Source organism: Cohnella rhizoplanae (assembly GCF_948329515.1).
Classification (GTDB): Bacteria; Bacillota; Bacilli; order Paenibacillales; family Paenibacillaceae; genus Cohnella; species Cohnella rhizoplanae.
The window spans coordinates 1-26,196 of the sequence record NZ_CAOJCN010000023.1 but is presented as its reverse complement, the minus strand read 5'-3'; the positions used below and the strand labels follow the sequence as shown (position 1 = coordinate 26,196).

At 52.5% G+C, this 26,196-nt stretch carries 21 protein-coding genes; 8 read left to right on the top strand and 13 right to left on the bottom strand.

Going from position 1 to position 26,196, the window contains the following annotated elements; translation table 11 throughout:
- The first annotated feature begins 20 nt into the window (after nt 1-20).
- Both PQG80_RS23855 and PQG80_RS23850 read left to right on the top strand, forming a co-directional pair.
- Nucleotides 21-1,007: an ABC transporter ATP-binding protein gene (locus PQG80_RS23855; RefSeq protein WP_271754175.1), complete on the top strand. Its 987-nt coding sequence runs from the start codon at nt 21-23 to the stop codon at nt 1,005-1,007.
- Between the two features lie 236 nt (nt 1,008-1,243).
- Nucleotides 1,244-2,776, top strand: a complete 1,533-nt coding sequence (locus PQG80_RS23850) for a vWA domain-containing protein (protein WP_271754174.1) — start codon at nt 1,244-1,246, stop codon at nt 2,774-2,776.
- A gap of 65 nt (nt 2,777-2,841) precedes the next feature.
- Here the strand turns inward: PQG80_RS23850 and PQG80_RS23845 are convergent, their stop codons facing one another.
- From PQG80_RS23845 to PQG80_RS23830, 4 genes are all read right to left on the bottom strand, one after another.
- Nucleotides 2,842-3,717: a carbohydrate ABC transporter permease gene (locus tag PQG80_RS23845; RefSeq protein ID WP_271754173.1), complete on the bottom strand. Its 876-nt coding sequence runs from the start codon at nt 3,715-3,717 to the stop codon at nt 2,842-2,844.
- Between the two features lie 16 nt (nt 3,718-3,733).
- Nucleotides 3,734-4,699, bottom strand: a complete 966-nt coding sequence (locus PQG80_RS23840; RefSeq protein WP_271754172.1) for an ABC transporter permease — start codon at nt 4,697-4,699, stop codon at nt 3,734-3,736.
- Nucleotides 4,700-4,714: 15 nt separating this feature from the next.
- Entirely contained in the window at nt 4,715-6,340 is a 1,626-nt protein-coding gene (locus tag PQG80_RS23835; RefSeq protein ID WP_271754171.1) for a type 2 periplasmic-binding domain-containing protein, read from the bottom strand.
- 142 nt (nt 6,341-6,482) lie between these two features.
- Entirely contained in the window at nt 6,483-8,771 is a 2,289-nt protein-coding gene (locus tag PQG80_RS23830; protein WP_271754170.1) for a helix-turn-helix domain-containing protein, read from the bottom strand.
- Between the two features lie 273 nt (nt 8,772-9,044).
- On the opposite strand from PQG80_RS23830, the gene PQG80_RS23825 reads away from it, so the two are divergent.
- The 3 genes from PQG80_RS23825 to PQG80_RS23815 are packed head-to-tail and all read left to right on the top strand — an operon-like array spanning nt 9,045 to nt 13,371.
- A complete protein-coding gene (locus tag PQG80_RS23825) occupies nt 9,045-11,309 on the top strand; it encodes an EAL domain-containing protein (protein ID WP_271754169.1) in 2,265 nt (754 codons plus the stop codon).
- Between the two features lie 38 nt (nt 11,310-11,347).
- Nucleotides 11,348-12,976, top strand: a complete 1,629-nt coding sequence (locus PQG80_RS23820) for a thiamine pyrophosphate-binding protein (protein ID WP_271754168.1) — start codon at nt 11,348-11,350, stop codon at nt 12,974-12,976.
- A gap of 2 nt (nt 12,977-12,978) precedes the next feature.
- Nucleotides 12,979-13,371: a carboxymuconolactone decarboxylase family protein gene (locus PQG80_RS23815; protein WP_271754167.1), complete on the top strand. Its 393-nt coding sequence runs from the start codon at nt 12,979-12,981 to the stop codon at nt 13,369-13,371.
- A gap of 97 nt (nt 13,372-13,468) precedes the next feature.
- Here the strand turns inward: PQG80_RS23815 and PQG80_RS23810 are convergent, their stop codons facing one another.
- From PQG80_RS23810 to PQG80_RS23795, 4 genes are read right to left on the bottom strand one after another with little or no spacing between them, the layout of a single operon-like run.
- Nucleotides 13,469-13,795, bottom strand: a complete 327-nt coding sequence (locus tag PQG80_RS23810) for a beta/alpha barrel domain-containing protein (RefSeq protein WP_271754165.1) — start codon at nt 13,793-13,795, stop codon at nt 13,469-13,471.
- A gap of 34 nt (nt 13,796-13,829) precedes the next feature.
- A complete protein-coding gene (locus PQG80_RS23805) occupies nt 13,830-14,612 on the bottom strand; it encodes a transporter substrate-binding domain-containing protein (protein WP_271754164.1) in 783 nt (260 codons plus the stop codon).
- Nucleotides 14,613-14,640: 28 nt separating this feature from the next.
- The gene (locus PQG80_RS23800; protein ID WP_271754231.1) at nt 14,641-15,417 is read right to left on the bottom strand and encodes an amino acid ABC transporter ATP-binding protein; all 777 of its coding nucleotides are present in this window, start codon (nt 15,415-15,417) and stop codon (nt 14,641-14,643) included.
- A 26-nt stretch (nt 15,418-15,443) separates the two neighbouring features.
- Nucleotides 15,444-16,121 (bottom strand): amino acid ABC transporter permease, encoded by a 678-nt coding sequence (locus PQG80_RS23795; protein ID WP_271754162.1) that lies wholly within the window; start codon nt 16,119-16,121, stop codon nt 15,444-15,446.
- Between the two features lie 119 nt (nt 16,122-16,240).
- Here PQG80_RS23795 and PQG80_RS23790 point away from each other — a divergent pair, with 119 nt between their 5' ends.
- Complete coding sequence (locus PQG80_RS23790) at nt 16,241-16,603, top strand: winged helix-turn-helix transcriptional regulator (RefSeq protein ID WP_271754161.1); 363 nt, start codon at nt 16,241-16,243, stop codon at nt 16,601-16,603.
- On the opposite strand, the gene PQG80_RS23785 is transcribed toward PQG80_RS23790, so the two are convergent.
- Nucleotides 16,549-18,030 (bottom strand): hypothetical protein, encoded by a 1,482-nt coding sequence (locus tag PQG80_RS23785; protein WP_271754160.1) that lies wholly within the window; start codon nt 18,028-18,030, stop codon nt 16,549-16,551. The two genes, PQG80_RS23790 and PQG80_RS23785, sit on opposite strands and share 55 nt — an antisense overlap.
- A gap of 226 nt (nt 18,031-18,256) precedes the next feature.
- Here PQG80_RS23785 and PQG80_RS23780 point away from each other — a divergent pair, with 226 nt between their 5' ends.
- Together PQG80_RS23780 and PQG80_RS23775 are read left to right on the top strand one after the other, a co-directional pair.
- Nucleotides 18,257-18,949 (top strand): ABC transporter ATP-binding protein, encoded by a 693-nt coding sequence (locus PQG80_RS23780; protein ID WP_271754159.1) that lies wholly within the window; start codon nt 18,257-18,259, stop codon nt 18,947-18,949.
- A gap of 166 nt (nt 18,950-19,115) precedes the next feature.
- On the top strand, nt 19,116-20,543 hold the full coding sequence (locus PQG80_RS23775) for a hypothetical protein (RefSeq protein WP_271754158.1): 1,428 nt from the start codon (nt 19,116-19,118) through the stop codon (nt 20,541-20,543).
- 58 nt (nt 20,544-20,601) lie between these two features.
- Here the strand turns inward: PQG80_RS23775 and PQG80_RS23770 are convergent, their stop codons facing one another.
- From PQG80_RS23770 to PQG80_RS28910, 4 genes are all read right to left on the bottom strand, one after another.
- Nucleotides 20,602-21,687 carry an AI-2E family transporter gene (locus tag PQG80_RS23770; protein WP_271754156.1) on the bottom strand — a complete coding sequence of 362 codons (1,086 nt, stop codon included), beginning with the start codon at nt 21,685-21,687 and terminating at the stop codon, nt 20,602-20,604.
- Nucleotides 21,688-22,099: 412 nt separating this feature from the next.
- Nucleotides 22,100-24,631, bottom strand: coding sequence for a TIR domain-containing protein (locus PQG80_RS23765; protein ID WP_271754155.1), 2,532 nt, complete (start codon nt 24,629-24,631; stop codon nt 22,100-22,102).
- A 147-nt stretch (nt 24,632-24,778) separates the two neighbouring features.
- On the bottom strand, nt 24,779-25,453 hold the full coding sequence (locus tag PQG80_RS23760; protein ID WP_271754154.1) for a hypothetical protein: 675 nt from the start codon (nt 25,451-25,453) through the stop codon (nt 24,779-24,781).
- Nucleotides 25,454-25,555: 102 nt separating this feature from the next.
- Complete coding sequence (locus PQG80_RS28910) at nt 25,556-25,729, bottom strand: hypothetical protein (protein WP_432432803.1); 174 nt, start codon at nt 25,727-25,729, stop codon at nt 25,556-25,558.
- Between the last annotated feature and the right edge of the window lie 467 nt (nt 25,730-26,196).

The following is a 26,196-nucleotide window of genomic DNA, read 5'->3' as shown; positions in this document are numbered from 1 at the left end:
ACGACGGGGAGCGGTACGACATGAACGCGGTTATCGAGGTCAAGGATCTGGTCAAGGAATATATGATCGCCAAAAAGGGCAGAGGCCTGCGGGGATCGATCCGTAGTCTGCTGATGCCCAAGAAAACGAAGGTATGCGCCGTGGACGGCATCAGCTTCTCGATCGCGGCGGGCGAGATCGTCGGCTATATCGGACCGAACGGCGCGGGCAAGAGCACGACGATCAAGATGCTGACGGGCATCCTGCATCCGACCTCCGGGTCGGTCCGCGTATGCGGCATCTCGCCGCAGGAAGACCGCAAAGCCGTCGTCGGCAAGCTCGGCGTCGTATTCGGCCAGCGGACGCAGCTGTACTGGGACCTGCGGCTTGGCGAATCGTTCGAGCTGCTGCGACGCATCTACCAGATCGACAAGGCGGCTTATGAGGCGAGCCTCGCCGTGCTGAGCGACGTGCTGAAGCTGGACGAGTTCATCGATACGCCCGTTCGCCAGCTGTCGCTCGGCCAGCGCATGCGCGGCGACCTGGCGGCGGCGATGCTGCACGAGCCGTCCGTCCTCTTCCTGGACGAGCCCACGATCGGGCTCGATGCCGACGCCAAGCATGCGATCCGCGGCTTCATCAAGGAGATGAACCGCGAGCGCGGCCTGACCGTCATTCTGACGACGCATGACTTGGACGATGTCGAGCAGCTATGCAGCCGGCTGGTGGTCGTCAATCACGGACGGGTCGTCGAAGACGGGCCGATCGACGCGATCATCGCCAAGCTGACGCCGCACCGTCTGCTCGTCGCCGAGCTCGAACGGCCGTGCGAGGATCTCGATCTGGACCACCCCGCGGCGACGATCGTCAGACAGGAGGGCCTTAAGGTCTGGTATCAGTTCGAGAAGTCGCGCATCACCGCCGCCGAGCTGATCGCCGACCTGTCGGGCAAGCTGCCGATCCGGGACCTCAGCGTGAAGGAGCCGGACATCGAGGACGCGATCCGCGAGGTGTATAAGACGACTTGAAATGGAGCGCCCCCGCCTGACGAAGGCTGGGGCGCTCGTTTGTTTGTATGGACCGAAGCCTATCTCCTTAGAGGGTAAATTTTACAGAAGTTGCAACATGGCCTAGCGCTGGATCGTCTAAAGGCTAATCGCTCTGTTACGCGACGGAAATATGCTTGTAATATTTCTGTAACAGAAAGCGCTTGAATAGCATGGATTACAAGAGAACGGTTCATTATTAATCGGGGGTGTGCAAGATGAGAAGAACGATGCGCACGATGTTCGTACTCTTGCTAGGCGTCACGGTTGCCGGTTGCAGCGCAAGCAGCGATAACGATTCATCCGACGGCAGTGCGCCGCAATCGGTAGCCAGAGCGGATTCCAGAGCGGATTCCAGAGCGGATTCCAAAGCGGCTGAAGCCTCCCGCACGACAGCTCCTCAGCCCTCCTCACCCTCCGATATGTTTTTTCAGGATTATGGCACCAACCCCTATGTATCTACAGAGAATGATCGTCTGTCTACCTTCGCGATGGATGTGGATACCGGCTCTTATACTTTGGCGCGCAGCTATATTCAAGACGGAAACGTGCCGCCCCTGGAAGCGATCCGCCTGGAGGAATTCATTAACTACTTCGACTTGAAGGATACCCCGCCCAAGGACGATACGTTCGCCATCCATGTCGATGCGGGCCCCTCTCCGTTCGGGCAAGAGGGTACGCAGCTCGTCCGGATCGGCATCAAAGGCAAGGAGATCGAATCGGAGTCGCGCCAGCGCGCGAATCTGACGTTCGTCATCGACGTGTCCGGCTCCATGGACCAAGACAACCGGATCGGCCTGGTCAAGCGCAGCCTGTCGCTGCTGGTCAATCAGTTGAAGGCGAACGACCGGATCGGCATCGTCGTGTACGGCTCGACGGCGCGCACGGTGCTGCAGCCTACGGCGGTCGAGGATGAAGACGCGATTCTGGCGGCCATCGACGGGCTGCAGATCGAAGGCTCGACGAATGCGGAAGCAGGGCTGCTGTTAGGCTATAAAATGGCGAGCAAAACTTACGACGAAAAGGCGATAAACCGCGTGATTCTGTGCTCGGACGGGGTGGCCAATATCGGCGAGACGGGTCCCGAAGGCATTCTCCGCACGATCGAGGATTACGCCGCGCAGAACCTGTACCTCAGCACCTTCGGCTTCGGCATGGACAATTATAACGACGTGCTGATGGAGCAGCTGGCAGACCAGGGCGACGGCGCTTACGCCTATATCGACGACATCGACGAAGCGAAGAAGATCTTCCAGGAGCAGCTGACCGAGACGCTGCAGACGATCGCCAAGGACGCCAAGATCCAAGTCGACTTCGATCCGGCGCAGGTCAAGGGCTACCGCCTCCTGGGCTATGAGAACCGCGCGGTCGCGGACGAGGACTTCCGCAACAACAAGGTCGACGGCGGCGAAGTCGGAGCCGGGCATTCCGTTACCGCGCTGTATGAGCTCCAGTTGAAGGACGGCGCTGCGAAGCCTTGGGGCAAGGTCACGATCCGATACAAGGACGTGGACGACAACAATCGGTCGCGGGAGTCCGCCGCCCCGATCGGTCCTTCCGAGGCGCTCTCCGATGCCACCTTGTTCATCGCCGCCGTCGCCGAGTTCGCCCAGATCATGAAGGACAGCGAAGGCGTCGGGGACAGCCGGCTTCAGCAGGTCCTTCAGATGGCGGAGAAGCACGCGGCCAGCGAGCGGCAGGAGGAGTTCGGGGCGTTGGTTAGGGCGTTTATGGATATTCGGGGGAAATAACGAAAACGGGATGCGGCAGAAATGTCTCTGCGCATCCCGTTTTGCGTTTCGGCCGGCAGGAACCCCTATCCCTTGACCGCCCCGATCATCACGCCCTTGACGAAGTACTTCTGCAGAAACGGGTACAGCAGCAGGATCGGCACCGTCGCCACGATGATCGCGGCATACTTGATCGTCTCCCCGATCGGCATCTTGTCCGCGCCCCCGACGCCGGTCATCATCGAGTCCGTGCTGTTGGTGATGAGGATCTCCCGCAGGATGAGCTGCAGCGGATACAGTTCCCGGTTGCGCAAGTAGATCAGCGCGTTGAACCAGCTGTTCCAATGGCCGACGCCGTAGAACAGAATCATGACCGCGACGACCGGCATGGACAGCGGCAGCACGATGCGGAACAGGACGGTGAAGTCGTTCGCCCCGTCCAGCTTGGCCGATTCCTCCAGGCTGGCCGGCACGCTCTGGAAGGCCGTCCGCATAATGATCAGGTTATACGCGCTCATCGCGCTCGGAACGATAAGCGCCCAGCGGCTGTCGAGCATGCCGAGATTATTGACCAGCAGGTATGTCGGGATCAGCCCGCCGTTGAAGAACATCGTGAACACGATCAGGAACATGACCGGGTTTTTCCACTTCACGTTCTGTCTCGAGAGCGCGTACGCTCCAAGCGAAGTCATGAGGATGTTCAAGGCCGTGCCGACGACGACGTAGAGCAGGGTGTTCCCGTATCCCGTCAATATGGCGGGGTTGTCGAACACGAGCTTGTACGACTCCAGCGAGAAGCCGTGCGGGAACCAGACCAGGCCGCGCATCTTCACCACCCACGCGGGGTCGCTGACCGAGGCGATCAGCACGTATAAAAACGGGTAAAGGGTAACCGCGGAAAGCAAAAGCACGATCGCGACGTTCGCCCCGTCGAATAGGCGTTCTCCCCGGCTGCGTGTCATGTGGGACCGCACCTCCTTACCAAAGCTTGTTCTCGCTGGTCCTGCGGCTGATGGCGTTGGCTAGCACGAGCAGCGAGAAGTTGATGAGCGCGTTGAACAAACCTACGGCGGAGCTGTAGCTGAAGTTGGATTCCAGAATGCCCTTCCGATAGACGAAGGTGCCGATGACGTCGGCCGTCTCGTAGGTGGAGCTGTTGTAGAGGAGCAGGATCTTGTCCGCGCCGACGCTCATGAAGTGCCCGATCTGGAGAATGAGCAGGATCACGATCGTCGGCATGATCCCCGGCAGCGTGACGCTCAGCGTCTGTCTCCAGCGGCTGGCGCCGTCGACGCGGGCGGCTTCGTACAGGGACGGGTCGATGCCGGACATCGCGGACAGATAGATGATGGAGCCCCAGCCTACGCTCTGCCAGATATTCGAGGAGATGAAGATCGTCCGGAACCAGCCGCTCTCGCGCAGGAAGGCGATCGGCTCCGCGCCGAACCACGACAGCATGTTGTTGATGAGGCCGTCCCTCGCCAGAAAGTCCACCAGCATCCCGGCAACCACGACCAGCGAGATGAAGTGCGGCATGTACGTCACCGTCTGCACGAACCGCTTGAGCCGGGAGCTGCGAAGCTCGTTCAGCAGGAGAGCCAGGATGATAGAGGCGGGAAAGCCGAACAGCAGCTCGTAGAAGCTGAGCAGCAGCGTATTGCGAAGCAGTCTCCAGAAGTAGTAGCTGTTAAAAAAGTCATGAAAATACCGAAAGCCTACCCAATCGCTGCCCCACATGCCCAGACCGGGGGCGTAATCCTTGAACGCGATCTGCAGGCCGTACATGGGCACGTAGTAAAACAGAACGTAGTACGCGATGACCGGGACAAGCATGATATAGATATACTTGTTGATCCTGAGATCGCGAAGGGTACCGCGTTTCCAGCCGTCCTTCTCGATCGCCGGCTTTGCCGCGCCGGACCGCTGCTTAGGCATCAGGGACATCCGCATGCCCTCCTATTATTGCCGTTGATTGAAGCGGTCCAATGCCGCCTGACGAACCTTGATCGCCTCGTCGATGCCCATCCCCTTGATGGTGTCGACGAACTTGCCGAAGTTATCGATCGGCTCGGTCCCCATGATGAACTTGTTGATCATCTCGTCGCGGTAGGTCTTGACGTCGTTCATGATCGAGGACGTCTTGGAGCTCTCGTCGGCCGTGAGGGTGATCAGCGGCATCTCCTTGCTATGGTCGGCCTGCGACCAGACCTGCTGCGCCTCGCGCTGCTCCGGCATCGTGAAGTACTGCTCGATGTAGCGCTTATCCTGCACGATCGGACCGTTGAAGCTGGCGAGGAAGTATTTGGCCATGGCCTGCGTGACCGGCAGCTTATCCGGGTTGTTCATGATCAGATCCGTGTACTTCGGATAACCGTTGTCCATCTTATAGCTCTCGCCTTCAATGCCGAAGTTGAACAGCATGTGGCCTTCCTGCCCATACTTGTAGTCGAGCCACTTGATGATCTCCTCCGGATGCTGCGCGGAGGTCGTGATCGCCGCCCCGATCCCCGTGAACGGCATCGTGTACTGGCCCATCACCTTGTCGCCCGCCTGCAGCCCCGGATACGGTGCGCCGACGAGCTGGAAGCCAGGCGTGCCTGCCTTGGTTAGAGACGTATAGCGGGAGATGCCGCTGCCGGGGTACGTGGACAACGCGCCGAGCTGGTTGTTCGTGACCTTGGCGTCCTTCAGCTTGCCGTCGGTCGTGGCATAATCCTGGTCGATCAGGCCTTCCTTGTACCACCTCGCCATGGTCGCCAGAAATTCTTTGAACGGCGGCTCGATCGGTCCGTACTTCACGGTACCGCCATCATTGTAGAAGTCGGAGCCGATGCCCCATGCCCCTACGAACAAATGGTTAAAGTCCATATCCGCGATCGAGAACAAATAGGGGATCTCGTCCTTCTTGCCGTTGCCGTTCGGATCCTGGTCGCGGAAGGCCGTGAGGACCGTCTCCCATTCCGCCAGGGTCGTCGGCACCTGCTGGCCCACCTGATCCAGCCAGTCCTTGCGCAGCACCGGGCCGTTCACGACGGCGAGGACGGGATCGCCCAGCAGGAAGGGCATCACGTAGATATTGCCCTCGTCCGTCGTGACCAGCTTGCGGAATTCCGGATTCTCCGCCAACACCTTGGCCAGATTAGGCGCGTGCTGCTCGATCAGTTCGTTCAGCCGCAGGATCCGCTTCTCCTTGATCAAGCTGTCCGGCCCCTTCGCGGCGCCGCCCCACCCGTATTCGATGACGTCGGGCAGCTTGCCCGAGGCGAGCATCAGGTTGAACTGGTCCGCCTCCTGGCCGACCGGCGGATGCTGGAAGTCGACCTTGGTGCCCGTGATTTTTTCCATTTCCTTGTATGCGGCGATCTCGTTATAGCTTTTCATGGTGGCCGCCGCGTTCGGGTTGAGCGAGACCCAGTACGTCAGCGATTTCGGATAACCGATTTCCTTCGCGGGCGCCGCCCCTTTGGACGCGGCCGCAGTCGATGCGCCGGGTGAAGCTTCGTTTCCGCTGCACCCGGTCAACAAAGCCGTCGTCAAGGATACTGCCGCCGCCGATGCTGTAAGCACTTTCAGAACATTCTTCATTGCATGAACCCTCCCGTAGTTTCGTTCGCGGCTTGCGTGCTCCGCCATTTCACTTTAAAGAGAACAAGAGCGGTCTGCCTACAGTCCGTTGACTGAAGTCCCAACCGCTCTTCATATGGGCGACCAACCGCTTTTCAGCCGACTAACCGTTCTTCAACCTGCCCCCTTGCCGAGCGGTTTCCCGGTATTTGCCCGGCGTGATTCCTTCGAGCTTCTTGAACACGCGGATGAAGCCGATATCGGTCGCGTACCCCACCTGCAGCGCCACCTGCAAGACGGACAGCTCCGATCCGGCGAGCAGACGCTTCGCGTGACGGATGCGAATCTCGGTTATATAGTCGGTCAGGTTTACGCCGTTCTGCTTTTTGAAGAATCCGGAAATGTACTGCGGCGTCATGCCGAAGTGACCGGCGATCGCGGTCAGGCTGAGCCCGTTGTGGGCGAGGTTATCCGCTATGTATTGCTTGAGATTTTCGTTCAGCCGGTCTTTCTGGTCCGACTTCGCCTCCAGGACGCTGTCGCAGACGGCCCGGCAGAGCGACTTGAGCCGGCCGAGCATATCCTCCGCGGATTTGCCCGCCGCCACGAACTTGGCGGGATCGCGGACGGCGGACGGCAGCTGCTCTTCGCCGAGCTTCAGCGCATGGATGACCTTGAGCATCGTGCTGAGGAGATCGAAGAACAGCGCCTTGCCCATCTCCGGCGTAATCGCCCCGCTCCCCATGTTCGTCTCGTACAGCTCGTCCAGCAGCCGCAGGGCGTCGTCGCGCGCACCGCTTTTCATATAGTTGATGAGCTGCGACTCGATCTCCATGGGATAGTCGTAGTAGCCGCGCCCGGTCCTGTCGATCTGCTCGTAATAAATGACCGAATCGGAGCCGTGGATGATCCGGTAGTCCAGCGCGCTCGCCGCCTCCGTGTAGCAGCGGCTGGCCTCCCGCAGGCCGGACCGGACCGAGCTGATGCCGATCGCGATCTTCATTTGGAATCGTTCCTCGACGACCCGCTTCAGGCTATCCACCAGCTCGCCCAGATTCTCTCCGCTCGCGGGCACGCTCAGCAGCAGCGCCAGCCGATTCAGCTCCATCTCGGCCGCATAGCCGCTCTCCCCGATGAATTCGCTGCTCACGTTGAACAGGAACCGCACGAGCGCCCAGTCCCATTCGCCGCCGTCGCGGAGGAGCTCGCCGCTCTCGTCCAGCTCGATGAGCATGACCCTGACCTCCTCATGCGGGAGGCGAATGCCCATGAAGGCGAGCGACTCCTTCGTCAGCGCGGCCGGCTCCGCCTGCCCTTTGAGCAGCCGGGAGAGGAAGTAGGCGCGCACGACGGGAATATATTCGTCCAGCTGCTCCTTGGCCTCCCGGCTGTCCGCCAGCGTCTGCGCGATCGACGTCTTGATGAACTCATACTCGTTCAGCTGAGCGGGCTTCTCCGCATTCTTGCCCTTCATGAGGGCAATCATCATATCCTTGATCGGACTGTAGCTCCGGTACGCCATCCAGTAGGCCGCCAGCGTCCCTGCCCCTACGGCCAGTCCGAGCAGGACCAGCGCCCATAGCTTGATATCGTTCACCCGGGCCAGCACGACCCTCTCCGGCACGACGGAGATGTACTTCCAGCCGCTCTTGCCGGTCGTATACGAGATCAGGTCCGACGCATCCTTCTTATAACCGCTGCCCGACCGGAACCACTCCTCCCGCAGCCCCTCCGGAAGCCGCCCGCCGCCGGACGTCGACAGGATCACCCTATCATGCTCGTCGAGTATGAACATCGCGCCGCTGTTCACCCACTCGATCTGCTTCAGCAAGTCGAAAAATTGCCGGTCCTCGATCATCATCACCAAGGTCCCCCAGATGTGCCGTTCGTCCCCCAGCGGCAGGGAGACCGCGCACAGAATGACGTTCTTCATGGACGCGTCGACCTTCAGCTGCTGCACGGGCCAGAACGTCTTGAAGTGGTAGTCCCCGAGCAGCTCGGAGCGGATCCGGCTCATGCTCATTCCCGGGAACATGTAAAGATTGTTAAAATATAGGTTTGTATCCGTTTTCATAGATGGCGTCAGAATCACGTCCTGCTGTCGCAAATGGATGAAGAAATCATCGACGAAGCCGGTGCCGCTGCGTATATTCTTGAGCGCCTGCACCGCCTCCTGATACTGGATGTACTTGCCGCTCTCCTCGATCGTCCACATCGTCTGCAGCTTGGGATGCGTGGCGATCTGCACGACCAATTGATCGATATCCATCAGATGGTTGTCCGCCACCTGACGCACCTGCTCGAGCATCGCCAGATTCGATCGGCTCGCGTTCCCGATCAGCCGGCTCTCCATTCGCGTATACATGACGGCGGAAAAAGAGACGGGAATGATCAAAATGACGATATACGAGAGCCATAGCGTCAAAAAAACACTTTTGCGATTGCGCAGCACCGCGACTCCTCCCTCGGAAACGAATTGACACAGACTGGAAAATAGATGATGGGAAGAAGTTTAGCATAGGTTGGGGGGTGTGAATAGTTGCTATCGTCGATAGGAAGGCACCCTTTTTTGCCCATCATTATTGCTAAAGTCCCAAAATCCGCAGGAAACGTTGAAGGTTAAATATCATCTATTGCCGAATAATAATGAAAGATGTAGTTACGGGTTAGTAAAGTTCAAGGATTACGTTGATATAAAATGCTAGAATTATCGGAGGTGATTAGAATGATACAGCCGAACCATGAACAGGACTATATCGTCGCGTCTAAACGGCTATGTATTGAAGCAGGAATGGATCCGAATGAAATTAGAAAACCGAAGCATTCGATGTCGGACGAAGAACTGTCGAATAAAAGAAAGACGTACAGCGAGATTTTATCCGTTGTTGATTTTTTTTCTAAAAAGATTTTGGACTCGTTAAGCGGAACCCCGTTACTGATCGTCATCTCGGATGAAAAAGGCTATTTGCTTCATATGGTGGGCGACGAAACGATAAAAACAACCATACAACAATTAGGCATACAAGTCGGCGCCCAATTTACGCAAGAAGATATGGGTACGAACGTGGTGAGCTTGTCTCTTCAACAGCGCCATCCGATTCAACTCGTGGGCTCCAATCATTACCATACGTTCCTTCATGGCTCGGCCTGTTATGGAGTGGCTTTTCATTATACGGATATCAACGATTTACTCGGTAGCATATGTATCATGACCGCAACCGAATTGCATAATCCGTTTTTCTTAACCATGTTATCCACGGTAGTTGACTCTATCGAGAGAGAGCTGCTGCTGCGAAAACAGAATAAAAAGCTAAATATGCTCAATCAAATTATCGTAAATAAAAATAGAAACGGCATTATCATCACCAATGCCGACGGGATCATCAATTCGGTCAACGACTTTGTGGTCGAATCCTTCGGTATTCTCAAAGACACCAACATCGTCGATCGAAGTAACCGGCACCCGGAATGTCAAATAAGTCGTCACATGTACCAGGTCATCCAAAATAAAAAGAGTTTTGATAACGTGCAAATGATTTTAAGAACCGTTCATGATCAAAAGGTCGTTTGTTTATTCGACGCCCAACCCATCTATGACGAAACCCATAATTTTATAGGTTCTTACTCTCAACTCAGAGACATCACGGAACGTTATCTGAATGAGGAACGGCACAATTATTTGGCCTACCATGACGAATTAACGTCGTTGCCCAATAGACGCTCGCTTCATGAGACCCTGAATTTTCATATTTCTTCATCCCTGACTTCAGGCAGCAATATTGATCTGGCACTGATGTTCCTGGATCTGGATCACTTTAAGACGATTAACGATGCTTTCGGACATTCAAACGGCGATCTTTTACTCAAACAGGTTTCTAGCAGACTGATCGATTTCTTAGGCGACAATGGGAAAGTATTTAGAATGGGCGGAGACGAGTTTATATTCCTGTTCCATGGCCTAAACGACGCAAAAGAAGTGACTCAAATCGGGAAGAGAATCATCGACTTATTCGACACGGCCTTCACGATCAACGGCTCCAAGTTCCATGTAACCGCGAGTATCGGCATTGCCATCTACCCCAATGACGGGACGGACGCCGAGACGTTCATGGTATACGCGGATAATGCGATGTATAAGTCGAAATCAAAAGGGAGGAATAACTATACCCTATTCGACGCCAACATGAAGTCCCATTCTAAGGAGAAAGATAAACTATCCTTGGAGGTGTCATTAAGAAGGGCCTTAGAAAATAAAGAGTTTATCCTGTACTATCAACCGCAGGTTGACATCATAAATAAGAAAATCATCGGAGCGGAAGCGCTCCTAAGATGGAACAGCCCGGAATACGGCATTGTTGCGCCAGCCGCATTCATTCCCATCCTGGAAGAAAACGGGTTGATCTCTCAGGTTGGCGAATGGGTGTTAAACGAGGTCTGCGATCAGAGCAAGCGGTGGGTTGAACGGGGATTTCCTAAATTCAGAATCGCGGTGAACCTTTCTTCGCAGCAATTCTTAAAGGATAACCTGGTCGAAGTCATTTCCCATATTATAAATGAAAACGGAATGGACCCTCATTATTTGGAATTAGAAATTACGGAAACGATGACCATGGACGTGGAGCGCGCGATAAACGTGTTAGGTCAATTGAACGCTTTGGGCGTACGAATAAGCATCGATGACTTCGGGACCGGGTACAGCTCTCTGAACTACTTAAAGAAGTTCCCTATCCATACTTTAAAAATAGACCAATCCTTTGTCCGAGATATCATGTTCGATAAAAACGATTTGAACATCGTTAGCACCATTATCTCCATGGCTCACAATTTAAACTTGGACGTCGTAGCAGAAGGCGTGGAAACCAAAGACCAGCTCGATTTTTTACAGATGAAAAAATGCGATATCGTTCAAGGCTATTATTTTAGCAAACCGTTGTCCGTCGAAGATTTTGAAAAGTCGTTTTATCCGTTGAATGACACGATAAACAAATAACGGTATTAATAATTCCTCAAGCGAGATGGACGGTTAATATGAAAAAGATATCCGAGATATTAGCAATCCACTTTAAAAGGTGGGGGATCAACCACGTATTTGGCATCCCAGGCAAGCCTGTCACGCCGCTCATTCTGGATTTACATCATTCCGGGATCGAGTTCGTCTTGTCCAAGCATGAGTCGGGGGCTGGCTTCGAGGCTGCCGGCTACGCATTAATGAATCGTAAATTGGGCGTCGCCATCGGAACTTCGGGGCCGGGCGGCACGAATCTTTTAACGTCTGCCGGTCAAGCCAAAGCCTCTCATCTGCCTGTTTTATTTATCACCGGACATCCTTCGATCAAGGATTCGGGCAGAGCGTTAGGTCAAGACTCGACGATGTTTGGCACGGATCTCGTCAAGATGTTCGAATCCGTGACCAAGTTTAGCGCCAGAGTGGAAAGAGCGGATACCTTTAAGTCTTATTTTCAGCATGCCTTGGAAAAAGCCTACTCCGGCGTTAAAGGTCCGGTTCATCTCTCCGTCGCTGCAGACGTTTTAGCCGAAAGGATACCCGAGTTCGAGATGGACCTGCCGGAGGCGGTCTATCCTGTTGCTTCAAACTTGGATAAGTGCAGGGATATAATCAATCTTCCTGGCAAAAAAGTGATCTTTCTCGGGAAAGGCGTACATTCGAGCAGGGCCTATCGAGAAGTGAAAATGTTAGCCGAGATTTTCAATATTCCGGTCATGACCACGCCAGGGGGCAAAGGCGTATTTGAGAGCGATCACCATTTGTCGCTGGGGGCTTTTGGTCTGGGGGGGACCGAGGAATCCAGCGCTTACGTGGAATGCGGATTAGATCTGATGATCGTCATCGGAACGAAGCTGTCCGACATGTCCCTTGCCGGTCTCAAGCCTTCCCAATATCCGAAAAAAGTCATCCAGTTCGATATGGACCAAACTTTTATAGGTAAATCTATGGAAGTGGAAACCCTGCCGATTATGGGAGACATTCAGACCAATCTCCATGCCTTATTCGATAAACTGGATTATAAAGAAATTACGAAAATGCCCTTCGATATTCGCGATTATAAAGTGGAAGCCCCCTCCGTGGAAATTAAATCTCCATTGTCTGCGGTTGAAGCCGTTAAAGTGATGAGCGCAGCTTTAGATGACGATACGATTGTTTTTGGAGACGATGGGAGTCACACCTTTTATGCGATCAAGCATTACGGCATCAAGAGACCCGGCACCTTCTTTTTTGATGACGTGTTCGGCACCATGGGCCATGCGATAGGTTATTCGATTGGCGCCCAGATGGCCAAGCCGGATGCTAAGATTGTTTGCCTGACCGGGGACGGATGCACGTTCATGCATGGTACCGAGATTTCTACGGCCGTTAACTACGGAGCGAATGTCATTTTTATCGTGTTCAATAACGGGAAGATCGACATGGTGGATACCGGGATGACTTTGAACTTAGGAAAAGCCGTAGGGACGGTGTATCCCACGATGTTAGACGTTCAAAAGTTTGCGGAATCCATGGGGGCTCTCTCTTTTAAATGCTTCGATGCCGAGGAACTGAGAGAGGCAATAGAAAAGGCTAAACTGGCAAAGGCGACTGTCGTTATCGAAGCGATGGTTGATCCAACTGAACTGCCACCAACGACGAAGAGGGGATAAATATGAGCAGAGATCCGGAGCATTATAACAAGGGAATCGAAGTTCTCAATGAGATGGTCGGCGCACAAGGCTTGAAAGCGATCGAAGCCTTTCAAAAGTTTTATCCCGATTTTGCGGATTTCCTCGTTTCCTTTGGCTTCGGAGAGATCTATTCCAGAGAAACCTTGGACTATAAACAAAGAGAAACCATTACGCTGACCGCGTTAATCTCACAGGGCGCCTTTGAACAAATGGCTTTTCATATCAACGGGGCGCTCAATGTGGGGATGACGCCAAAAGAAATCGTCGAACTCGTCATCCATTGCGCCGCTTATGTCGGCTTTCCAAAAGCATGCAGCGCGATGGTACAAGTCATGAGTGTGTTCGAGCAGCGAGGGATTAAAGAGATTGTCTAGTTGCGGGCATGTGTACGCTATAAGGCGTAAGGCGTGACAAAAGAGCACCTGAGCGGGTGCTCTTTTCAATGTGAACGGTTATAAAAGATTCGCGCGTTCAATCCACCACGTTAAACCACCCCGGGACATGGGTGATCATCCCCCACATCCGATCCGGAATCCGCAGCTCCTCTTGCGAGGCGCGCGAGAGCGTCGTTTTGATTTCCGCTTCGCGACCGGAACGAACCTTTTCCACCCAATCCGGATTCAGCAGCATGGCATGGCCAAGCCCAACCAGAGCAACGCCGGTTCCGAGCGCTTGAACGACATCTTCCGGCGTCCATAAGCCGCCGACGCCGATAACGGGAACGCGCTCCCCCGCTCGCTCTTGGATCAATAATGATGTTACATCGCCGGGGCGCTCTGGCCGCGCGGCGATGTACATGTGCGTCGATGGCGCTGGCCACTCAGAGTCAATCTTATAGCTTCACGCCTTCGGAAATGTCTTTACCGAAGTACTTCGTCGAGATCTTGGCGTAGGTGCCGTCCGCGTGCATCGCCTTCAGCGCTTCGTCGAAGGCTTCCACCGTATCCGCATTGCCCTTCCGGAACAGGAACGCCGCCGTTTCGAGGTCACTGGACCGGTCGACCACCTTGATCTTGAGATCGGGTCGCTTTTTGCGCAAATCCAGGAAATACAAGCTGTTATAGATCAGGGCATCGACCCGCTTCGATTGCAGCAGCTCGACGGAGTCGCCATTTTCCGGCACCAGTACCGCACCATATTTTAACGCAAGCGCCCCTTGTACGGATTCGGCAAGTCCGTTCGTCTTCTTCCCCTTCAGGTCCTCGAAGCCGTTGATCTCCTTGTTCTCCTCGAGCACGATCAGGGTCAAGTTGGAGAATTGATAAGGATCCGAGAAGTCGTACTTCTTCTGGCGCTCCTCGGTAATGGACAGCTGCGGAATCGTATCGAAGCGGCCGCCGTCCAGGCCCGAGAACATGCCTGCGAACTCGACCTCGGCAAATTTCACCTTCAGGCCGATCCGCTTGCCGACTTCCTTGGAAATATCGATATCGAAGCCGGTTAAGCCGCTGGCGTCGTGGAACGAGTAAGGCGGGTACGTGCCGGTGGTGGCGACGACGATTTCCCCTTTTTTCTTCAATTGCGCAAGCGAGCTGCCGTCTTGGCCCTTGTTGACGCTGCATGCGCTCAAGAGCAATCCTGCCGCAGCAGCGAGAATCACCAGTTTTCTGAACACGATCAACCATCCTCCGATAATATGAAAATTAAATGGAATACGCAGGAATAGGCGAAGCGAAACCCGGCGCCAAGCGGCTCACGAATTGCCGAACCCGTTCCTGGCGGGAATGCGCGAAGACTGCCTCAGGCGTCCCGTCCTCCAGGATCATGCCCTGGTCCATGAACAGCACCCGGTCCGCGACCCGGCCGGCGAATTCAAGCTCGTGCGTCACAACGATAAGCGTGATGCCGGAGCGGCTCAAGGCACGCATGACCTCCAGCACCTCGCCGACCAGCTCCGGATCGAGCGCCGAGGTCGGTTCGTCGAACAGGAGAATCTGCGGCTCCATCGACATCGCCCGGGCGATGCCGACCCGCTGCTGCTGTCCGCCCGACAGCTGATACGGGTAGCGGTCCCGGTAGGCCCCGAGACCGACTTGCTCCAGCAGCGCGACGGCGCGGGCCTGTGCGTCGGCGCGGGTTAACCGGCGCGCGGTGACCGGACCGATCATGACGTTTTCGAGCGCGGTCATATGCGGAAACAGGTGGTTGCCCTGAAAGACCGTTCCGGTCTGCCGGCGAAAGGCCAGGATGGCCTTCGGGTTAGGCTTCTCCGCCGGGGAGAAGCGGAGCTGCCGCTCGCCGAGACGGATGCTCCCGCCGGTCGGGATCTCCAATAGATTGATGCAATTCAGCAGCGTCGACTTGCCCGAGCCGGACGGCCCGATTACAACCGTCGTCGTCCCTTGGGACAGTTCAAGATCGATGTCCTTGAGGACCGGCACATCGCCGAATCGCTTCGTTACGCCTTGAAGGGTTAACAAGAGGGTCACGCCCGCTCCCTCCTTCCTTAGGTCTGATAGGCCCCGAGCCGCCGCTCCAGCCGGGACTGCCAGATCGTGAGCGCGGAACAGAGAACGAGATAATACGTGCCCGCGATAAGGTACAGCAGCATCGGCTCGAAGGTTGAGGCGGCGATCAGTTTGGCCGCGCCGAACAAATCGGGGAGCGTCACGAGCGCGGCCAGCGACGAGGTTTTAAACAGCGTGATGAATTGATTGCCCAAGCTTGGCACGCAGATCCGGGACGCCTGCGGCAGAATCACGCGGATGAAGTTCTGGCTCCCCGACATGCCGAGCGCGTAGCCCGCCCGCCATTGACCGCGCGGGATCGACAGGATGGCTGCCCGCATAATCTCCGACGAATAGGCCGCCTCCGAGATCGTTAGGCTGATCACGATGCTGGCGAACGGCGACAGCAGAATGCCGAAGCTTGGCAGGCCATAGAATATGAGAAAGAGCTGCACCAGAATCGGCGTACAGCGAATGATCCACACATACACCCGGGCGGGAATCCGGATATAGGCGTTGGCCGATAAGCCCGCGAGGGCGATGACCCATGCAAGTACGAGTCCCAGCGCGAAGGACAGCAGCGAGATCGGAATCGTATACAGGACCGTGCCCTTCAGCAAGGGCAGCAGCGACATGGAGACAATCTCCATGATGCGGTCGAATCGTTCTGGAGCCATGAATGTCACCTCGAGCCTGCGAGTGCCTGAAGAAAAGGGTTGAAGCGGTCTTGCCGTTTTGTTAAAATCTTTTGTAATTAGATTGAATTACTTGGATTTAGAGAGGGGGGAGGGCCTGTATGATCCATTTCCGGGATAAGGCATACCGCTGCGCCTCCGAGATCGCGATGGAGCTCGTCAGCGGCAAATGGAAGATTCTCATCCTGAGCCATCTGGCCGACCAAACCTTCCGATTCGGCGAGCTGCTGAAGCTCATGCCCGGCGCCACCCACAAGATGCTGACCGAGCAGCTGCGCGATCTCGAACGCGACGGGCTGATCGCGCGCAGCGTGTATCCCGTGGTTCCGCCCAAGGTGGAGTACGATCTGACCGACCGCGGCATGCGGCTGGTCCCTCTTCTCAAGCAGCTGTGCGATTTCGGAGCCGATTATATCGACAGCTTCCCCGCCGAAGCTTCTTCTATGGAAGACAAGCGAGCCTGATCCTGCCCTGCGAGGAGGAGAAACTTTGCGCCGAATCGCTTGCCTGCGTCCTTTGCCGCCTCAAGTTCGTCCGCATCGCCGCGTTCGAGCAGGATGACATTTTCCGGGTAGAGCTTCCCGAGCAGCGCTCTTGCGACGAGTTCATTTCCTCCGCTCGCGAGCTGATGCGTTCCCGCTTCACTCGTCACCAATCCGGAGAGGGAGAAGACATGCGCCGCAGCGTGATAGGCGATATCTGACTTCTCTGGGATCGGGGACGGGCTGATCGGCTTCTCGTCTGCAGGAGGTGTGCGGTAATGAAAGCGATGGCCCCGAAAGATCTGGCCCAAATCGACGGCATACGTGTCTGCATTCGCACGCAGCTGGAACGAAATGACCGCTTGGCCGCTCGGAGCCAGGGACGCCTGCAGGCTCGCCTCGACGATGCCGCCCAACCCCGTCTCCGCCTCTTCTCCCCCGCTCTCCTGTGAACCGGTTCCCAGCTGCGATCGCGGCGCCGTGTAATAGTCGGAGTATTCATATGCAAAAGCGATCGCATCCCGTTCGTCTGACTCGACCATCCGTACCGGGTACCACCGGAGAAGATACCGGGGCGCCTCGGCCAGCTCGGTCCCCAGGCTCGCCGGCAGAATCGTCCCATGCCGATATTGAAAACCATAGCCGTCGGCCGACAGCTCCGGTGCCAGCAGGCTTGCCGCATAGTGCACAAGCGACTTGTGGTCCAGCGGCCTTGCCAGAAGCTGCGAGAGGAACGCGGCATGAGCTTCTTCGGTATACCGCAGCCCCCGGGTTTGCCGTGCCGTCAGCTCCAGCGGTACCTCCTGCCAATTCTCGAACGGGAGAAGCGCGTCCCGCAGGAGCACGATCTCGTGCAGATACTCGTTGAACAGCTGCATGACGGACGGCCCGCTCGCCGGCCCCGTGAGCATATCGGTCACCTCATGGGTCCAGAGATGATGGTCGCACCGGCTTCGGAATACGAGACGCCCCAGCACCTCGCCGCCGAGCTCCCGCAGGCCGTGCGCCTCTCCGTCGTACGCGCGGGCCCACTGCGCCAGCGTCTCCCCGATCCGGCTAGCCTGCGTGGACAGCTCCAGCCTCCCATGATCGTGCAGCGCCAAGGCGCCTAGGGGAAGCGCCGTTTCCCGCCCGGCTGTTGCGAGGGTCTTCTCGATATTCGCCAGCAGCGCCTCGCGATTCGCCGCCTCCCCCAATTGAACGTCAATCGCTTCGAGCAGCACCCCTAATGCCTTGACGATCTCCCTGGCCGTGTACACCCCGTTCGGCAAGTCCCACTCCCAGAATCCATTCTCGGCAGAAGGCTTCACGGCCGCGTCTTCCGGGCCAAGCGTTTCACCCGCGACAGGATCCAGCTTTACGCCCCACACGATCCTCTGCTTTCCCACATCCAAACGATACGCTGACATGCGGCACCTTCCCTTCTGTTTGGATCATCCTATCACAGCCATTCCGATGCGAATAGAATGCACTTTTTCGTGCGATAGACACGGATCGGTAAGATAGTTACCAAACGGGAACTGCCTCGCGCCTGCCCGGGAATGTCCGCAACGGTCCGGTTACAGCTGCGTAATAGACGAGTGACCATATACCATCAGAAATGGGGTAACCGGCATCGAACTCATCCTACAGGGAATGACCAAAAGCTTTGGGGATAAAAAAGTGCTCCAGGACGCAGGGTTCCATTTTCAAAAAGGTAAAATATACGGACTGCTAGGTCGCAACGGCGCAGGGAAAACGACATTGTTTAATTGTCTGAGCGGCGAAACCCAGATCGATGGCGGACATGCGCGGTTGAAGGATGGGGAAGGCGAGCGGAAACTGGCCGAGGCGGATATTGGTTACGTGTATTCGCTGCCGATCCTGCCCGAATTTCTGACCGGCTATGAATTCATTAAATTCTTCCTCGATATTAACCGGGATAAGCATCCTGACGCCAATATCGACGCTTACTTCGATCGCATGAGCATGTCGGGGGAAGATCGTCACCGGCTTATTAAAAACTACTCCCATGGCATGAAAAACAAAATTCAGATGATGCTTTTTCTCATTTCAAAACCGCCGGTCATCCTGCTTGACGAACCGCTGACCTCCTTCGACGTGATCGTGGCGCATGAGATGAAAAATATGCTGCGCGAAATGAAACGCGATCATATCCTCATTTTCTCTACCCATATCTTGCAGTTGGCCGCCGACTTATGCGATGAGATCGTCGTGCTGAACAACGGCCGATTGTCCGCCGTACCGGCCGATTGGCTAGGCAGCGCGGAGTTCGAGCCAAGCATTATTTCATTGTTAAAGGATACGAGTCATGCTGAGGACATTTAGCACGCTGTTTTCCATCCGGACTTCCTCCGCCGTCAATCGACTGATTTATTACGCCCAGAGGCTGCCGTTGGCCGGCAGAGCCGTTAAGGATACGCAATATGCCAATCTGAAAGGGAAAAAGGCGATTGCCGTCATCGCGTTCCTTCTGCAAATCGTCTGGGGCTTCGTGTCCAAGCTGGCTTTTCTGGGTTTGATGGTTTACTTGCCGGCCGTCGTAGGGAACGAGACCCTATCCCAGGAGGATCAGCTGTCGCTATTTTTGCATATCTTTTTGCTGCTTAGCTTCTTGGTTGCGGGTGTCGCGAGCATCACGGTTCTGGAGACGAAGCGAGAGAAGTACATTGCCGTAAAGCTCATGCGGATGAAGCCTGCCGCCTATATGCAAGCGTCGCTGGGCTATCGTTATTTCTCTTACTTTATCTACTACATACCGGCTATGCTGCTCTTCGCCTCTCTACTGGACGTCCCCTTTATTCAAGGGATCGCGCTGGCCGCGTCGGTCACGCTTTGGCGGGTGTTTTGCGAATATCTTCATCTCAAGCTGTTTCAGAAAACGGGAAACGTGCTCATCAAAAATACGGCGGTCGTTTGGCTTGCGATTGGACTCGGTTACGCGGCTGCTTATGCGCCGATTTTTCTAAATTGGATTCCCTCCGGCGGCAAGCTGCTGCTGCTGTGGCCCGTTACGATGGTCATTGCGGCGCTGGGCGCGATCGCCGCGGTGCGGTTAGCACGATATGCCGACTATCGAACCGCAGTGGATGCCGCCGCGAGACGGGACGATCCGCTGCTCGATCTCGGGAAAATGTTCAGCGAAGCAAATAAAATGCAAGTCAAGTCAAAGGACAAGGACCTCGACTATACGCATAGCGACGGGCAGACGGTCCCCTTTAACAGCCGTGAAGGGTATGCCTATCTCCATGCGTTGTTTTTCGCAAGGCATCGCAGCCTCCTATCGCGCCCCTTGTGGAACAGAATGGCCATTATCGGCGCTATAGGCTTAATCGGCGTCGCGCTCTCTGTGACCGACCCTGAACGGGCCTCCGCCCTGGCTGCAAACTGGAGCAAGGGAATGCCTTGGCTGATCTGGATCATGAACTTTCTGTCCATTGGGGAAAAAGCATGCAAGGCCTTGTTCTATAACTGCGATCTCAGCCTCATGCGTTACAGCTTCTACCGCAATGACGCCGACCGTCATTTCCGCCAACGGCTATACCGCATCTGCGGGCTTAACCTCACGCTTGCCGGCGGGATGGGAGCCGCCTTGACCGGATTTGCGCTGACGGCCGGGGGAGTCCCGACGAGCGAATTGCTCCTTACGTGGGTCTGCCTGGTTGCGCTATCCGTATTTTTCTCCATCCACCATCTGTTCCTGTATTACATCCTGCAGCCTTATTCGACCGAGCTCAACGTGAAAAATCCCTTTTTCTTTCTCGTCAACATTGCCGTTTCTATGGCTTTCGTATTGGCCCTCCTCTTGAAGGCCGATGCCGCGGGACTAGCTATAGCCATAGTCACAATCACGGCCGTTTACTTCGTGACGGCGATCATTCTGGTTAAGAGATGGGGACCGCGTACTTTTAGGGTGAAATGAATAAACCAACAGAGCATACGGGCTTGCGCCGGATGCTCCGTTGGTCCTTGGATCGCCGCTATTCTACAATCTCTTCCACCTTCTCCTGGAAGAAGAGCTTGTAGATGTGCGTCAGCAATATTTTAACCACAATATAGGCCGGAATGCTGAGCAGCATGCCGAGCACGCCCGCGAGATCGCCGCCAACCAACAGCAGCACGATAATGGTAACGGGATGAATCGCCATCGTCCGCCCGAAAATGATCGGCGTCAGAATATGGTCCTGAATCTGCTGCGCAACCAGAATAATGAGCAGCGACCAGAGGGCCATGGAGGGCGATTCCATAAACGCGACAACCAGGATCGGAATAGCCGATATAATGGCGCCGATATACGGAATAAAGTTCAGCACGACGGCTACTAGCACGAGCATCAGTGCATACGGAAGCCCGATGAACAGGAAGCCGACGTACATGAGTCCGCCGAGAATGATGTTCAGCACAACCCGGCTTACGATGAACGAACCGAGCGCTTCGTCAATCTCCGACAGGGCCGCATGTCCTTCGGCCTTGTATTTGCGCGGCACCAAGTAGAGCAGCGAATCCTCGAGCTTACGCCCGTCCTTGAGCATAAAGAAGAGAATGACCGGCACGACGCCGATCAGTAAGACGGCACGGGATAGGATGGATATCAAATTCGTTAAATACGTAGAAGCCCAAGCGGCCGCCTTCTGGGCGTATTCCGAAAGCCGGGTTTCCAAATCGAACGACTCCGGCAGGACGGCGGAGACCACGCTCCCGTCTTCGGTCTTATCCTGAACCTGATCGTTCAGGTCCTCTACCACTTCGGGCGCGCTGTTGATAAAGGTGTTCACTTGATCGCGCAGCGTCGGCCACACCAGCCAGACAAACAGCGCGATTAAACCCGCAAACACCAGATAAAGCAGCGTTACGGCAAGCAAACGCTTCATCCCCCGGTGATGTAGAAAGTTGACGATCGGGCGGAGGAGGTAATAGAAAAAGCCGGACAGCGTAATCGGTAGGATCAGAATTTCGAACAGCCGAACGACCGGCGCGAACAAGAATCGATCAAGGAAGAGAAAATAGATTGCCATCAGCACGAAGATAATGCTGAGAATGATGCGAAAAAACTTCGCTTGCGGCATGACAGCCCCTCCTTTGGGCTCTATTACCCGGTGGGGGGAGGAGCAGAAACCAGGAGGTCTATGGAAGATTGAGTGTTGATTTCTTGTTGATTTGAGAGCATAAAAAATACATCGTCCGGCTGAACGCCAGCATGACGATGTGTGTAAGATATTCACTGGGAAAACCTTTTGAAGTCGGTAGTACACCTTCAAGGCTCAATAATGGAAATTTACATTTTTCCAGTCACATAACTTCGACACCAAAGTTGCGGAGTTACTTTTGTGGAAATAGATTGGGCAAACTCCTGTAAAGGAATTAGCGATCTTTTGTTTAGCTATTTGCTTTGCTACAAGCACTGTTCACGGCGTAACCTCGAACTAAGATTGTATGTTCTTCAGAGGGTTCAGCTAACCATAGCAGTGTATATAGTGGCTAATTGGCATGGTCTAAATAAAAACGTAGTTCAGTAGTATTCACATCATCCAAATCCCTCTTCAATATATCTAATTCTTCCTGCAGATTTATTCTATCTCGATCCGACATCGAGTGTTCCCTTAATAGCCCCTCTATTGCTTCACAACGCATCGCTTTGATTACTGGTTTATCCTTCTCCTTTAAGTTACTTAAAATACTAAGTGCATCACGGTAATTTTTCTTGGCAATCTCGTATTTACTTCTCAATCCATTCCGTACATCACTTTTAACCCTTCTATACTTATCATCCAATATTTTTAAATTGTCCAGCGCGATAGAAAGTTCACCAATTTCTACTGCACAATTTACAAGTTGCGCTAACATTTCAAATGAAGGGCTACTATCAGCTTCGACTGCTCCTTTCGATGCCTTATAGGCCTCACCAAGAGAGTTAAACTGATACTCAACCGTTGAGAGTCTATGTAAATAGTATGAAAGTGAATCAATATCTTTTAATATTAATAGCTTTTCTCTGGCTTTTTCTTGATCGCCCTCTTTCATATATATTTGAATTTGCAAGTCAACAATGTATCTATTATCAAAATCTTGGCCGGCCAACTCAATAAACTTCCTCGAACTAGGATAGTCATTAAGTAAAAAGTAACATTGTGCAAGGTCACGATAAACCGCTGTCCCTGTGCGCCCATGATCCAAAGATTTTTGATATGCTGCAATAGCTTCAGGCCATCTGCCTCTTTTTCTTTCTAAAAAACCTTCAAGATAATATGCATCTCGCAGCTTGCTTTCCCGTTTCAAAATATCAATTTCGGTCTGAGCTTCCTTCCAGTGCTCCTCTTGAATTAACGCCCGAATCAGAAAACTCCTAGCCTTAACATTATCCGGACGTTCTAGTAGAGCATCTTTTGCAAAAGAAATACAACTCATATAATCCCGAGAATGGTACAGCTCCTCAGTCAGGCGTACTATGTCGCTTGCTAGTTTTATTGATTTGTCGTCTTGTGATTTTGTTGAGTGCTCAAACATACTTCGTGCCCTAAACAGCACCCTAAATAAATCTAAATGTGGGGATTCAGCACTTTGTATATACTCATTTAATCTTTCGTATACAACTTTACTTACCATTGGATCTGGCCTACCTATCTCCCTATAAACTGCCTCTCTAATTGGATCTGATATGCTATAGTTTCCAAACTCATCAGGAATTATTAGTGCTAGATTGATTAAATTAATTATTGCGTCCGGGCAATTGTTCTGATTTTCTGGATCCACCACTACCCCCAATACAGCAACAGGCAATGGTGAATAGATTACCAATATTTTTAATATCCCCTTCTCCGTGTCACTCAATTTAACATCACTTTTCAAAAACCTAATAAAGGAAGTGGACCTAAATTCGACCAACTTACTCTTGTCTGCTAGGATGAGATCTATTCCATACTCCTTACTAAGTGCTATAGCATGATAAGATGAAGGTGGAAACCCTGTAACATATTCAGCTAATTCCGCAATCTGCACTGCACTTAGCTTTAGCTGTTCTTTGTTTGACAGTGTTGCAATTAACCTTTTTGTCTCATCGTTTTTAAGGGGATCTAAACGAATTGTAGGAATTACAGAGTCTCCAAAACTTTCTTCAAAAATTGGCTTACGCGTAGTGACAAGGGTTAAATATATATCCTCATCTACTGGGATATTCCTAATTAATTCCCTTACAAAAGGATAAATAATTGCGTTCTCGTCTAGAAGGCCACCTTCATCAATAAAAACTGGCATAATGGAGTTTCTAACGAGTGTTTTTAAGTAACTTATTATTCTACTAATTGTATCTTGATTAGTTTCCGCTTTTATTCTTTCAATTAAGTATTCCAGGCCTTCCTTTGTTGCATAAGGTTCAACGATATCAGCCAGTTTTACTGCTACATCTTTAAGCAAGTCACCACTTTCTATTTGAATTGTTTGAGTCCGTTCTAGATTTAATAGATCATTTGATAGCCTAGTTGTGAATGTTCTCCTTCCAATCCCCCGTAAGCCGAAGATACTTATAATTTTTGGGGGGTGCGAACCATCCGTAGGCATAAGTTTATTTTCTGCCTCCTGAATGTTAGATAATCTTCCAACAAAATAAGGAAACTGTTGATTTCTCATGAGAGAATCAACTACCTGTCTTATCTTTCCTGCTATTAGCTTCGGTGATATAACACTTTCTATTTTTCCTCTTGTCAACCACATGGGCAGTTCTTTAACTTCAATCGAATCAATTAAAAAAACTAATATCTTGTCGATTTGCTGTTGAATTTTTCTGTACGCAGCTTCGTGTAGTTCAAACTTTACCCAAGCAGACTCTAATGCTTGTCTACTTGCAAAAAAAACAAATAATGAGGACTCTGATAGTTTTTCTTCAATAGAGTAAATGAACTCTTCTCCGGTTGAGAATGCTTGCTCATCAAAGATGCAAAATTGTCTACCTAATTCATTAGCAACACTTCGAACTAAATCTTTATCGCTAGAAGAATGGGATAAAAAGGCTTTCATATGAGTCGCACTCCTCAATCGGCTTTTTCGTGTACTATATCCAACTATCTTGCACAGTAAATGAATTCCGAATACATCTTCTAAAAAATTCAAGCAAAACTACAGTATTTTCAATAACCCGTGCTCTGCTGAGCGTAGCTTTATAATTTAAACAGTCGTATTCCATTTCTCTTTGAACCATGAAATGATTTTAGTAGGTTTATTGGCAGGTGTTTCATGGGAGAAGCGTTTTAATTGATCAGCATATTTTTGGAGTTCAATATTGACTCTGCGCATGTCCTTTATTAGATCATCATATTGTGGGTAAATTATTTGAATTTCTTGTGGCGATTTTCCTTTATATTTATCTAACTGTATTTCATCTTCGTACCACTTCTGATATTTCCCCTGCCACTCTGTCAAGTGAGGACGTAATCCTTTATTTAGCACATCAAGTGCAAGGGCAATAATTTTCTGTGCGTTTTCATTATCCTCAATATCCCTAGCAGGCATCTCAATGAGATACTCCCTTGTTGTTGAAAATAGCTGGTACCAAGAATCGTATACCTCAGTGATGATATCACTATCTTCTAAGGGAATTGCTGCTTTCCTTGTAGAGAGCTGTACATAGAGCTTCCACGCAATATCAAGCTCTTTTTCACTTAGCTTCGCTCGATCTAGTTCGATATTTCCCAAACCAAAAGGGGCGGATAATGATAACTTCCCTGGATTATATGCTCTAAAAAAACTAATAGTAAATAAAATTATTGAAAGAGACATAAATAATAACGCAAATAATACCAAAGTGTGACTCCCCTTCTTACGTCTGCGATTTGCCATCAACTGTTTCGCTGTCTCCCCTCGTATTCACAACGAGATATAGTCTTTATGTCTATTCGCGAATGCTTCATCTATCTTGCTAGGGTACTGCCAAGAGATATTATTTCAATTTATCGTCACTGCATAACCACTATTAATATAGTCAAGTAACCTAGCTGGGAAATCACTGATTAGGCGAGAATATTCCAAAAAGACCATTCGCGTCCTATCTTTATGTGGTCGCGGAGAAGCATAAATCTCCCAGTCTACCCATTTCTGCGTGTGGGCCTCGCTGAACACAATTGTAACGGTCGACTCTTTTAGGTGATATTGCGCTATATTGCCTTACCATTTGAAGAATATAATCATCACTAGGACCATCGTAAGCATCTAATAACGATCGATTTATTAATGTATTATTTGCCACATAAGTATTCCTTAGATGATTAGCTCTGAATTGAACATAAGCATGATGATACTTACAAAAGTTTTGTGGGACAACCCAACACTCCCAAACTAGGGTTTTATGCCTATTACTAATAGTACAATTATTTGGAAACATCTTCAATTATCAAGGGTAAATACGGTTAATTCAATTTATAAATGCTTCTCAAATGGTACTTGGAACACTTAGCAGTTGCTCCTGTATTCAAAATAAATTTAAACAAAAAAAAGCAGAGCATTGATTTGCTCTGTTTCAGATACCAGCAATTTCATTGATACGCTACTCCACCCCCGGAGCCACCTTACTTATTTCAATTCGCCAG